Here is an 11,501-nt window from a genome sequence, read left to right as displayed (position 1 = left end):
GTGGGTCTTTAACCCGCAGTGAAGACACTAACCTATCGACAGGGCCGTAACCTATCGAAGAATCCCCTATCGACAAGCCCCCGCACCCACACCGCGTAACAATCCGTAAAACCCCCTTGCGGTATACCCCCCTAGGGTATACACTGGAGTCATGGAAACCACTAGCAACCAGTGCTGCCACAGCACATCCACCCAGGTCAGCACCGCATCCGGCGCCCTCACCAAGGAACCTACCGAGGCGCACACTGGCGCATGCTGCAGTGGCGAGGCGCCCGAAACCCAGTACGGTTACACCTCCAACAAAGAGGCGCACCTCAAGCGCCTGCGCCGCATCGAAGGGCAGGTTCGCGGCATCGCCCGCATGGTCGATGAAGACAAGTACTGCATCGACATCCTCACCCAGGTTGCCGCGGTCTCCAAGGCGCTCCACGCCGTCTCCCTGAACCTGCTCGAAGAGCACATCGGCCACTGCGTGACCGGCGCCGCCGTCGAATCCGAACGCACCGGCGACCCGACCATCGCAGAGGCCAAGGTCAAAGAGGCAACCGCCGCGATCTCGCGCCTCATGCGCAGCTAAACACGCTGCCCCTAAACACCGGGCGGACCCAAGTTTTCAACCCATTACCGAAAGGAAATCATCATGAGCACCACCACCGTTAAGGCAACCGGCCTGACCTGCAACCACTGCGCTATGAGCGTCAGCGAAGAGGTCAGCGAAGTTCCCGGCGTGACCGGCGTGACCGTGGACGTCGTCAAGGACGGCGTCTCCACCGTCACCATTGAGCACGAGGGCACCCTCAACACCCAGGCTGTTGCAGACGCTATCGTGGAGGCTGGCTTCACCCCCGCCGTCTAGCGCGGCAGCCGGCTCGATTAGGAGTCATCATGGCTTACCCTCCGCAGTACATTGCGATGGTTGTTGGCGCGGTCCGCACCCTTGTCGGCGTCGAAAACATGCACCTGCGCGACGCGATTGCCCGCGTCGCCCGGCAGATGAGCCTGGACCCCGCCCTGGTCGATTCCTGGGTCAAGCAGAGCCCCGAATATACGGCGCGTGAGGATGCGCCCGGCGCCTCACGACGCGGCGGCACCAGCGAAAATAAGCGTTCCGCCGAGCACGAGCTGGGTCTGAAGGCGCGTGAGAAGACGAACGCTTCGCCGTTCCCGCGGGCCGCCGTGAAACGCGCGTACGGCGTCTCCGATCGAGGCGCGAAGGTGACCGGTGTTCGTCCGCACACGACCCGCCCGGATGGGCTGCCCGGCGACCACTAAGCCGCGTTGATTTTCCCCTCGCGCGCTCTCGACGCCGCACCCTAAACATTGCGCCAAACACCGCCGGGGCGGGGTTCTTTGAGCCCCCCCGCTTGGTGTGCGCCTTTTTCTACCCTCCCATTTATATTTTTGAGGAAGTATTGTGTCTTCTACACAGCCTTCACTAACCACCCGTGAGCCCTCGTTACAGAGTGAGCGCTCTCTTTTTAATTCCGCCGGAACGACCGTAAAATCAACGGAGTCAACCCGAATCATCCACGTGGATATTCAGGGTATGACCTGCGCATCCTGCGTGGGTCGCGTGGAGCGTAAGCTCCGCAAAATCCCCGGCGTTGACCCGGCGGTGAACCTGCCACTGGAGTCGGCGCGCGTCATCGTACCCGAGGGTGTGAGCGACGAGCAGATCGTTGAGACCATCAACAATGCCGGCTACACGGCGCACCTCAAGAACGGGCCACGCGCGGGCGCTGGAACGAACGCGAGCGCATCCGGCGGCGGCAACCAGCACAGCACCCCGAGCATGAACGGCGGCTTCACTGACCGCATTATTTATGCGGCGATTTTGGGTGTGCCCATCTTCCTGATTTCCATGTTCCCGGCGTTCCAGTTCCCGAACTGGGGCTGGGTCGTGGCGATTCTGACCGCGCCGGTCGCGTTCTGGTGCGCCGCGCCGTTCCACCGCGCCGCGCTCATCAATGCCCGTCACGGCTCCTCCACGATGGATACGCTCGTGTCCCTCGGCGTGGTCGTGGCGTACTTCTATTCGCTGGCGCAGCTGCTCATGAACCCGGCGTTGACGGCGCACGTGCACCATGCGGGCGGCAGCTTCTGGTCGATGTTTACCGGCCACCATGCGCCGCTGTACTTCGATTCGGCGTCCATGGTGACGCTGTTCCTGCTGATTGGCCGCGCAATTGAGCACCGCACCCGCCACCGCTCCTCGGATGCGCTGCGCACCCTGCTGAGCATGGGCGCGAAGGAGGCGACCCTGCTGCGCACCGATAAGCAGGGCGTGACCAAGCAGGTGCAGGTTCCGGTGGAGGACCTCATGCCGGATGACCTGTTCCTGGTGCGCCCGGGCGAGAAGATTGCCACGGACGGCGTGGTGGTCGAGGGTACCTCCGCGGTGGATGCGTCCCTGCTGACCGGCGAGTCTGTGCCGGTGGAGGTGCATCCGGGCGATACGGTCACGGGTGCCACGGTGAATACGTCTGGTTCGTTGACGGTGCGTGCGACCCGCGTGGGCACCGAGACGACCCTGGCGAAAATGGGTGAGCTGGTGGCGAGCGCCCAGGAGACGAAGGCTCCGATTGCCCGCCTGGCAGACCGTGTTTCTGCAGTGTTTGTGCCGGTGATTTTGGCGATTTCGGCGCTGACTCTGGTCGGTTGGTGGCTGGTGTCTGGTGATGGTGCTGCGGCGTTTAATGCGGCGGTGTCGGTGCTGGTGGTGGCGTGCCCGTGCGCCTTGGGTTTGGCGACTCCGACGGCGCTGTTGGCGGGTACGGGTCGCGGCTGGCAGTTGGGCATTTTGATTCGTAATGCGCAGGTGCTGGAGGCGACGAGCACGGTTGATCGTGTGGTTCTGGATAAGACCGGTACCGTGACGACTGGTGAGATGTCTGTGGCGTTCTACGGCACTTTTGACGACTATGAGTCGGCGGGTGACTTTGCCGGTATTTCGCCGGAATCCGCAGATTCCAAGAATGAGCGTTCCCTGTCTGTTCTGCGTGATGCCGCCGCCGTGGAGGCGCTGAGTGAGCACCCGATTGCCCGCGCGATTGCCGGTTTTGCCCGTGAGCAGGGTGTGCTGGCTGAGGGTGCTTCGGCGCCGAGTGTGAGCGGCTTTGAGGGTGTTCCCGGAGGCGTGCGCGGCGTGCTGAGCGGCGCGGGTGACGGTGCCAAGGAAAGCACCGAGAATGGCGCCTCCCGACTGGTTGTTGTGGGTACTCCCGAGTACCTGCAGGCGGCAGGTGCGCAGCTGAGTGAGGGCCAGTTGGCTCTGCTGGATCAGGCTCGCCGGGCGGGTCTGACGACCGTGGTGGTTGCCCGCGGTGAGGCACCTGATGAGGCCCCGAACACCACCTCCTCTCTGCAGCCGGTCGGCATGATTTCGGTTGCCGACACCCCCAAGCCGGAGGCTGCAGAGACCATGGCACAGCTGCGTGAGCTCGGCCTGGAGCCGATCCTGCTCACCGGTGACGCCCCGCAGGTTGCGCAGGCGGTCGCCTCGCAGGTCGGCATTTCGGCTGAGAACGTGTACGCCGGCGTGACCCCGGAGGGTAAGTCGCAGGTGGTTGAGAAGTTGCAGGCCGCCGGTCACCGCGTGGCGATGGTCGGCGACGGCGTGAATGACGCCCCGGCGCTGGCTCTTGCGGAGCTGGGCATTGCGATGGGTTCGGGCACGGACGTTGCCGCGGAGGCTGCCGATATTGTGCTGACCCGCTCGGATATTGCCTCGGTGGTGACGGCGCTGCGCCTCTCCCGCGCTACGCTGCGCACCATTAAGTCGAACCTATTCTGGGCGTTCGCCTACAATACGGTGGCTATTCCGGTCGCCGTGGCGGGCCTGCTGAACCCGATGATTGCGGGTGCGGCAATGGCGTTTAGTTCGGTGTTTGTGGTGCTGAATTCTATGCGTCTGACGGCGTTTAGGAAGTAGCGAAACATAACGCGAAATTGCCCAAACATTAGCTATTGAAATAGCCTGAACGAAAAATTCAAAAGCATATCTCGCCGTGCTTTTCGCACGGTAAAAGATATAAAGAAATGCACCGCCCGTGTAAAGGCGGTGCATTTCTTTATATTCAGTTTTCACGGGCGGCGGCTTGAACGCCTAGCTTGAACAACGAGCTCAAAAGCCTGGCTCAAACGCCCCTCCCGAAAACCCGAGCTCAACAGTCCGAGCTCCAAAACCCGGCAAGAAAACCTCACCGAGAACCGGGCAGAACCTTAGGCCCAGGTCACCAGGTCCTCGATGGAGCGGCGGCTCTTCGGGGCAATCTCGCGGGCACGGTAACCGAAGGTCACAGCCACGGACACGCCGTACTCCTCCGGGTCGAACAGGCCGGCAGAAGTGAGCAGCTCGTTCACTGCCTCGTAGTTCATACCCTCAATGGGGCAGGAGTCGATGCCGAGCATTGCGGCGCCGGTCATCATGTTGCCCAGGGCGATGTAGGTCTGCTTGGATGCCCAGTCGAAGAGCGCGCGGTCGCTTTCCAGGACCTTCATGTCGTTCTTCTGGAAGTTGCCGTAGCGTTCGAGTGCAGCCTGCATCTGCTCTTCGGTGAGGTTGCGGCCTTCGAGGGTGCGGCGCATCCACGGGGTGTCGTAGCGCAGGCCCTTCTTCGCCAGCAGTACGACCACGTGGCTCGCGTCGTCGAGGGCGCCCGCCATGCCCCAGGCAATCGGCTTGAGCTTTTCGCGCAGTTCGGGGTCCTGGATGACCAGGAACTTCCACGGCTCGGTGCCGACGGAGCTGGGCGACAGGCGCGCAAATTCGAGGATTGCGGCGAAGTCTTCGTCGCTGACGCGGCGGTCGGGGTCGTAGGCACGGGTTGCGCGGCGGCGGGCGAAAATTTCGAGGGCTTCTTCGCGGGTTACGGTCACGGTTTCATCCTTTGCATGAGGGTTTCAATATCCTGTCATGCTACACCTGCGGAGGGTGCGGGCGGCGGAAAATGTGATTAGTTACGCCTGCAGGAAATACGCCCGCGAGCGGCGGGACCGTATTGCCGGTGTCGTATTACAGGGTGTACGAAGCCGGTGGGCTGGTACCCAAGGCGCCCAGAGCGCACCTGCCCAGCACCTCCTATGATGCCCCTACTCGGCACCGGCTTTCATCCACACATCCGAGGAGGCGCGGCGACCAAAAATGACCGCGCGGATTCCCTGGAAGTACAGAATATACGCCGCCCACAAGCCGCAATACCCGGCGAGCGCATCCATGGTGCCGTTGCCGACCGCCCAGTGCAGGCCGAGCATGACCGGCACGTACACGACGAGCATGATGAAGCAGCCAATCGCCAGGTATTTCACGTCCTGCGCGCCCATGAGGATGCCGTCCAGGGTGAACACGTACGCGGCGATGGGCTGGCCGAGGGCAATGATGACGGTGGCGATGGTGAAGAGGAACGCCACCTGCGCGTCCTGCGTGAAAATCCAGGAGCCGAAGAAGCCAATGAGCGGGCAAATCAGGCCGGTGATGACGCCGTAGATGAGGCTCATGCGCAGCAGCCGGTTTTTCAGCTGGCGCACCTTCGCACGTTCGGATTCTACGTTGAGGTCGCGTTCGCCGAGTTCCTTGCCGAGTAGCGCCTGGGCGGCGATGGCGAGGGAGTCCAGGGCGTAGAGGAAGAGGTTAAATACGCCCATGCCGAGCTGGTAGGCGGCGGTGTGTTCGGTGCCGAATCGTGCCACGACGAACACGGTCAGCAGGGAGGCGATGCGCATGGACAGGGTGCGCAGCATGAGCCAGGAGCCGAGCGACAGCACCGAGCGCATGCCGGCTACGTCGGGTGCCCAGCGGACGGCGTGTTCGCGGGTGCCACGCATCATGACCACGCCGAGGGCGGCAGCCATGCCCCACTGGGTGAGGGAGGTGCCGGTCGCCGAACCGGCGACGCCCCAGCCGACCGGGTAGATGAGCAGCCAGTTCAGCACAATATTTACGAGCGTGCCGACGGTGGCGACTTTGAGCGGGGTGACGGTGTCTTGCAGCCCGCGGAGCGTGCCGACCTGCGCGAGGATAATCATCATCGGCGGAATGCCCCAGAGTGAGTGGTGCAGGTAGTCGAGGGCGTAGCTCATGGTTTCGTCGGTCGCGCCGAGGCCGCGCAGCAGCGGGTCTGCGAAGGCGTATCCGGCGATCATGAGGAGCATGCCGAGGCCGAAGGCGACCCACACGCCGTCCACACCAATCTGCCAGGCGCGGCGCAGGTTCTTCTCACCGAAGGCGCGCGCCACGGCGGGCGTGACGGAGTAGGCGAGGAAGTTCATGAGGCCCACAACCGTGGTGACGAGCGTGGCGGCGATGCTCATGCCCGCGAGCTCCGCCTTGCCGAGCTGGCCAATGAGGGCGGAGTCGGTGAGCACGAAGATGGGTTCGGCGATGAGCGCGCCGAAAGCGGGTACGGCGAGCGCGAGGATGCGCCGGTTCAGCGAAGGCTCGGCAGTATTCTTCACGGGCGCGCCGGGCGCAGTGCTACCGGGTTCGGTGCCGCCGGGTTCGGTACTACTGGATTCAGCCATAAGGTGCTTCTGTGTGCTCATCCTTCTAGGCTACTCCCCGCCGCCGCGGCGGGTGCCTGCGCGCGGGGCGGGGTGCACTCTACGAGATGGGCGTGCGAGACGGGCGCTGTTAGGCGCCTCGGCCGCGTAGTTCGTCGAGGGCGCGGCGTTCCTTCTTGGTGGGGCGGCCGCTGCCTCGTTCGCGTTTGGCGACCGGCGGCATGGAGAGGTAGGCGGGGCGCGGGCCGGAGAGGTCTTCGTAGCAGGTGACGGCGATGGGGGCGCCTACGCGTTTGACGAGGAGTTTTTCAACTTTGAAGACGCGTTCCCAGCCGGGGTAGCGCACGCGCACCACGTCTCCTTTTTTGAGTTTTTGGGAGGGTTTGGCGGGGGCGTCGTTGACGCGCACGTGGCCGCCTTTGCATTCGTCGGCGGCGAGGGAGCGGGTTTTAAAGATGCGCACTGACCAGAGCCAGAGGTCGAGCCTGGCGCTGGTTAGTGCGTTGGTGTCTTCTGCGGTCATGTGTTCATTGTGGCGCGAGGCGGGCGGGGCACCAAATCAGGTGCGCCCACCTATCCTGCGCAATCTCACCGTAATCTCACCAGGCAAATCCGCAACCGGCACCAAACCTGCCATGCGGCAGAAAATTTTCTGCTGCACGCACCAGCCTATTGAGCGCAAACCCGCATCCACTAGGGGTATTGTTAAGTCACCTTCTCAAGAAGTGTTCTCAAGGCCACCAAGTTCGCGTGGTCTACGGGGGGGGTGTGGCCGCGACGCCACGGGCTCCCCGTAACAGATTGGATATACACCATGTCAGCTTTGAAAAAGCTTCTGGCGGCTGCCCTCATCAGCACTGTGCTGTCTTCTTGCTCTTTCGGTCCCACGTTGGAGAAGGATGAAAGCGCCCGAGCAATCTTCGACGTAGAAAATGACCAGGTGATCCTGCCTCTGGACGCATACAACACCGCCGGCAAGGGCGGATACTTCACCAAAGCCCTTGAGCTCGCCCGCAAAAAGTGCTTTGCCGAACACGGGCAACACTACGAGATGTTCGTCCCCACCGAAGGATCCGGCAGGAACCTCGGCAGGACCTACGGAATCTGGAATGTTGAGCGCGCCCAAAAATATGGTCTCCACGAGCCCAATGACTCGAATACGCTGGACCTGTCCTCCCCTGCACCCACATCCGACCCTGGGAAGGATGTCAGCACCGAATGCTATCAGCGCGCCCACAATGAGATGAAGCAAATTGGAGAGTCACCAGGCGGCTCCACCACGTATACACGTTTGGAGACCGACGTTCGAAACGCCGCTGGGGATAGACAGCTCAAAAAATCCCTCGACGACGAATGGAAGCGATGCGTCAAGGACAAGGGCCTCACCCCCGATAGTGAGGTGACCGTCAAGGAAGAAAAGAACATTCCTCAGAGCACCACCCCCTCAGAAGAGGAAATTCGAATCGCCGTCATCCAGGCGCAGTGCAATCAGGATGTAGGCCGTTCGCAGAAGCTCTACGACTTGGAGGCACAGTACCAGAAGCCGCTCGTCGCCAAGAACCAGGCAGCCCTGGAGAATGAGCTCAAAGAATTCAAGCGCCGGGACGAGCAGTTTAAGCAGTACGTCCTCGACAACCAATAACAGCGAATAACAGTCGGTTGGCCGGCAGAAAAGGGTGTGTGCCGTGTTCAGTGAACACGGCACACACCCTTCTTAAGTTTTGCCGACTACATTGCGTCGGCCACGTTGTACCGGCGGTCTAACCCGCGGCGCTTATGCCTCCACCTTTGCGGTGCGGCGCTCCTTGACGGCCCAGCCAATCACGCCGGTCAGCAGACCGAACGCAATCCAGGAACCGAGCACCAGCCACTGGCCACTCGTTGCGGCCTCCGGGAAGTACGCAATCGAACGCAGCAGCGTCGAGGAGGCACCCGGAACCATCATCTGGCCAATCTGACCCCACGCACCGGGCAGGAACGCGCTCGGCATGGACGCATCCGAAATGGGGTTACCGATGAACATGGTCACCACGGCGCCCAGACCCAGGCCAGCGGCGGGAACCAGCAGGGCACCCATACCGATCATGAAGGATGCGGTAGCCAGGTAGGTTGCGCCGAATGCGGCCCACAGGGTTGCGAAGTCACCGGGGATGAAACCGAACCAGGTGCTCAGAATCAGGGCGGTCAGCGCACCGGCGATGACGGCGTACAGGGTTGCGGTGGCGAAGCGGCGCCAGGTGCCGTTCACGCGCAGGGCTGAGAACGAACCGCCCAAAATACCGCCAATGACCAGCGGGAACGCGGAGATAGCGATACCGGAACCGGAGGAGTCACCCTCGCTCAGGGGCACCACGGCGGTGGTCTTCACAGCCATGGCGGATGCCTGCTCGGCCTGCGCCTTCATCTGCTCCAGCTGGGCGGCGGCTTGCGCACCCTGCTCACCGCCGGCCTGCACCGCCTGGGTGAGTGCCTCGGTCTTGGCGGCGAGTACCTTCTGCTGAATCTGCGCGTTCAGCTGGGTAGCAACGCCGTTGAGCATCTGGGTTGCTGCGGCGTTCGCGGCGGGGGCGGTCAGCACCTCGGGTGCGGCACCTTCGGTGAAAACGATTGCGCCGTAGGTTTCGCGCTGCTTGATCTGCTGCTCGGCCTCTTCGCGGGATGATGCCTGCTTCAGTTCGAAGGTCTCGATGCCCTTGTCTTTGAGGGACTGTTCGAACTGGCTGACGGTTACCTCGGGGCCCGCGATGGAGACGGGCAGGTTCTTGGCTTCCATAGTCTTGGTGGGCCAGGTGAAGGCGAGGATAACGACCGCGACAAGTAGGGATGCCAGCAGGGAGGTGCTGATGACCTTGATCCAGGAGGAGCGCTCGGTGCGTGCGGTGGTGGTTTCGTTGTTCACGATAATCTCCAAACAAAATGCTTATTTCGTTTACGAGTCAGAACTCTACTCTCGATTTTTACCGAGTGCAAACAAAATAGCTATTTTGTTTGTAAAGTCACAAAAAGAATCAGTGTTGTGTTTACGCGTTCTTTAGCCCCACCCCCTAGACTGGAACCATGCCCCGACTAACAGACGCCACCAAAGCCGCACGCCGAGCCCAAATCATCGAAGCCGCCATTAGCTGCTTCCTCGAAAAGGGCTACACCAACACCTCCATGAGCGACATCATCAAAGCCTCCGGACTGTCCTCCGGGTCCATCTACTCGCACTTCTCCGGCAAAGAAGACATCCTCATCACCGCCATCAACGAGCGCCTCAACAACGTCAAGGAGCTCTACGAAACACTCCCCGAAGGCGCAGGCCCCCAGGATATTCTCGAAACCATCCACACGAACCAGCTGGTAAACGACAATTTCTCCGCCATGCTGCGCATCCGCGCCGGATCGCTCCACGCACCCAAAATCGCCAGGGCAACCGCAGACACCATGCCTCTATTGCAGGGCATCATCGTAAAGACCCTCACCCCCTGGGCAGCTGAACAGCTGAGCGTTCTGCACGAGATTAACCCCGATCCGGCGCAGCGCACCCCCGAACAGGCAGCGCTCATCACCGACTACGCTCGCGACACCGCAGACGCCTTCATGATGGTCTTCCAGGGGTACATGCTCCGCTCCTTCTTCGGCGCCCCCGAGGAAAAGGACCGCCTCTACCGCGTCGCTTTGGCACTTCTTCCCGAGTAGTTGACCGACTGATAGTCCCTAAAATCACCCTTGATCGGTTGTTTTTCAGCATTTAGACCGTGCAGGGGCAACATAGGTCATTCACATCCTGCAGGCGTAGAATCGAGAAACCATGACTGAATCCTGCACCCCCGCAACCCCCGAGCCGCGCGCCACCAACCCCGCCGAGCTGAACAACCTGCGTGCCGCACACGCCGATGAGCTCTCTTCACGCACCCGCGCCACGAGCATCCCGGCAGACTCCTGCTCCCTCTACGACGACGAGGCGCTCGGCGGCACCGCCGGACGCGCCACCGCCTGGCTGGCGCTCGAGCACGTGGGCCAGTGGGGTCGCGACGTGCTGGACGGCTCCGCCCTCGGTGAGGAACTTTCGGAGGCGTTGGGCGAGGCAGTCTCGCAGGCGGGTTTGAAGTTCCTGCTGATCCGCCAGGTGGGCAGGGCAGGGCGTGTACTGCACGGCGCGCCGGATGCATCCGGCGACCCGACCCACCGGGTACTCTACGCGCTCTGCACCCCGGGTGAGGAGAAGCTCTACTCGTTCAGCGTGAGCACCCCCGAACAGCTCCTCGAACTACCCCTGGGCAACCCCCAGGAGTTGATTCAGGCGACCGGCGCGGAGCTCATGGATTCCCCCGCCATTCTCGTATGCACCCACTCCAAGCGTGACCGCTGCTGTGCCCTGCGCGGTCGCCCCATTGCGGCGCACCTGGCGGATATCCTGCCGGGTAATGCGGTCTGGGAGTGCTCGCATACGGGCGGCCACCGCTTTGCCCCGGTCGGCATTATGCTGCCCACCGGCTACACCTACGGTCGCCTCTCGGAGCCTTCGGCGCTGGCTGCGTACCTGTCGCTGGCGGGTCGTTCCATTCCGTCGCTGCACGGTCTGCGAGGCCGCAGCACGGATACTCCGGTGGAGCAGGCGGCGGAGGTTGCCGTACGCCTCGAACTGGAGAAAAAGGGTGAAGAAGTAACCTCTGGAGGTTTGGTTTCACGTGAAACATCGGTAGCGGAGGCACTGAGTACACTCCGTGAGGCAGGCATCGACCCCGCGGTAGATACCGCCGAACACCCCACCATAGAGGCGGCACTCACCTCCCACACCGACGGACGCACCTGGGTCACCTTCTTCGAGCGGGTCGCCCTTGAGCCGCGCCCCAACTCGTGCGGCAAGGGTCCCGCAGATGCTTTCAGCCGCGAGCTGCTCGCGCTGCACCAGCTCTAACCCCCTGCGCCAGCTCTAGCACCCGCGCATGATGTAGACAGCGTAAAGCCCCGGCGGGCACCTTCTCGGGTGAACTGCCTCCCGTTTCTTGGACAACAAA

General features: G+C 62.4%; 11 protein-coding genes. 7 read left to right on the top strand and 4 right to left on the bottom strand.

What is annotated here, in order from left to right; genetic code table 11:
- The first annotated feature begins 151 nt into the window (after positions 1-151).
- From HMPREF2765_RS00065 to HMPREF2765_RS00050, 4 genes are all read left to right on the top strand, one after another.
- Positions 152-577 carry a metal-sensitive transcriptional regulator gene (locus HMPREF2765_RS00065; RefSeq protein ID WP_070603996.1) on the top strand — a complete coding sequence of 142 codons (426 nt, stop codon included), beginning with the start codon at positions 152-154 and terminating at the stop codon, positions 575-577.
- Positions 578-640: 63 nt separating this feature from the next.
- Positions 641-856, top strand: coding sequence for a heavy-metal-associated domain-containing protein (locus HMPREF2765_RS00060; RefSeq protein ID WP_044150011.1), 216 nt, complete (start codon positions 641-643; stop codon positions 854-856).
- Positions 857-885: 29 nt separating this feature from the next.
- On the top strand, positions 886-1,272 hold the full coding sequence (locus HMPREF2765_RS00055) for a chorismate mutase (protein ID WP_070603995.1): 387 nt from the start codon (positions 886-888) through the stop codon (positions 1,270-1,272).
- Between the two features lie 139 nt (positions 1,273-1,411).
- Positions 1,412-3,931: a heavy metal translocating P-type ATPase gene (locus HMPREF2765_RS00050; protein ID WP_070603994.1), complete on the top strand. Its 2,520-nt coding sequence runs from the start codon at positions 1,412-1,414 to the stop codon at positions 3,929-3,931.
- A gap of 290 nt (positions 3,932-4,221) precedes the next feature.
- Here the strand turns inward: HMPREF2765_RS00050 and HMPREF2765_RS00045 are convergent, their stop codons facing one another.
- From HMPREF2765_RS00045 to HMPREF2765_RS00035, 3 genes are all read right to left on the bottom strand, one after another.
- Complete coding sequence (locus HMPREF2765_RS00045) at positions 4,222-4,878, bottom strand: NAD(P)H-dependent oxidoreductase (protein WP_070603993.1); 657 nt, start codon at positions 4,876-4,878, stop codon at positions 4,222-4,224.
- Between the two features lie 213 nt (positions 4,879-5,091).
- A complete protein-coding gene (locus tag HMPREF2765_RS00040; RefSeq protein WP_083303596.1) occupies positions 5,092-6,540 on the bottom strand; it encodes an MATE family efflux transporter in 1,449 nt (482 codons plus the stop codon).
- Between the two features lie 88 nt (positions 6,541-6,628).
- Positions 6,629-7,021, bottom strand: coding sequence for an RNA-binding S4 domain-containing protein (locus HMPREF2765_RS00035; protein ID WP_005507918.1), 393 nt, complete (start codon positions 7,019-7,021; stop codon positions 6,629-6,631).
- Between the two features lie 291 nt (positions 7,022-7,312).
- On the opposite strand from HMPREF2765_RS00035, the gene HMPREF2765_RS00030 reads away from it, so the two are divergent.
- Entirely contained in the window at positions 7,313-8,140 is an 828-nt protein-coding gene (locus HMPREF2765_RS00030; RefSeq protein ID WP_070603992.1) for a UDP pyrophosphate synthase, read from the top strand.
- A gap of 132 nt (positions 8,141-8,272) precedes the next feature.
- On the opposite strand, the gene HMPREF2765_RS00025 is transcribed toward HMPREF2765_RS00030, so the two are convergent.
- A complete protein-coding gene (locus HMPREF2765_RS00025) occupies positions 8,273-9,397 on the bottom strand; it encodes an ABC transporter permease (RefSeq protein WP_246824899.1) in 1,125 nt (374 codons plus the stop codon).
- Positions 9,398-9,555: 158 nt separating this feature from the next.
- On the opposite strand from HMPREF2765_RS00025, the gene HMPREF2765_RS00020 reads away from it, so the two are divergent.
- Together HMPREF2765_RS00020 and HMPREF2765_RS00015 are read left to right on the top strand one after the other, a co-directional pair.
- A complete protein-coding gene (locus HMPREF2765_RS00020) occupies positions 9,556-10,179 on the top strand; it encodes a TetR/AcrR family transcriptional regulator (RefSeq protein ID WP_070603990.1) in 624 nt (207 codons plus the stop codon).
- 112 nt (positions 10,180-10,291) lie between these two features.
- Positions 10,292-11,401, top strand: coding sequence for a sucrase ferredoxin (locus HMPREF2765_RS00015; RefSeq protein ID WP_070603989.1), 1,110 nt, complete (start codon positions 10,292-10,294; stop codon positions 11,399-11,401).
- The last annotated feature ends 100 nt before the right edge of the window (positions 11,402-11,501 follow it).

It is taken from the genome of Rothia sp. HMSC062H08, assembly GCF_001810775.1.
In the GTDB taxonomy this organism is placed as follows: Bacteria; Actinomycetota; Actinomycetes; order Actinomycetales; family Micrococcaceae; genus Rothia.
Note: the sequence above shows the minus strand (reverse complement) of the source record. Positions and strands in the feature narration are given on the sequence as shown.

What these genes read in the sequence shown, in the direction of transcription:
- HMPREF2765_RS00035 (WP_005507918.1), bottom strand. Translation starts at nt 7,021, where the DNA reads ATGACCGCAGAAGACACCAACGCACTAACCAGCGCCAGGCTCGACCTC.
- HMPREF2765_RS00065 (WP_070603996.1), top strand. Translation starts at nt 152, where the DNA reads ATGGAAACCACTAGCAACCAGTGCTGCCACAGCACATCCACCCAGGTC.
- HMPREF2765_RS00060 (WP_044150011.1), top strand. Translation starts at nt 641, where the DNA reads ATGAGCACCACCACCGTTAAGGCAACCGGCCTGACCTGCAACCACTGC.
- HMPREF2765_RS00030 (WP_070603992.1), top strand. Translation starts at nt 7,313, where the DNA reads ATGTCAGCTTTGAAAAAGCTTCTGGCGGCTGCCCTCATCAGCACTGTG.
- HMPREF2765_RS00020 (WP_070603990.1), top strand. Translation starts at nt 9,556, where the DNA reads ATGCCCCGACTAACAGACGCCACCAAAGCCGCACGCCGAGCCCAAATC.
- HMPREF2765_RS00055 (WP_070603995.1), top strand. Translation starts at nt 886, where the DNA reads ATGGCTTACCCTCCGCAGTACATTGCGATGGTTGTTGGCGCGGTCCGC.
- HMPREF2765_RS00040 (WP_083303596.1), bottom strand. Translation starts at nt 6,540, where the DNA reads ATGAGCACACAGAAGCACCTTATGGCTGAATCCAGTAGTACCGAACCC.
- HMPREF2765_RS00015 (WP_070603989.1), top strand. Translation starts at nt 10,292, where the DNA reads ATGACTGAATCCTGCACCCCCGCAACCCCCGAGCCGCGCGCCACCAAC.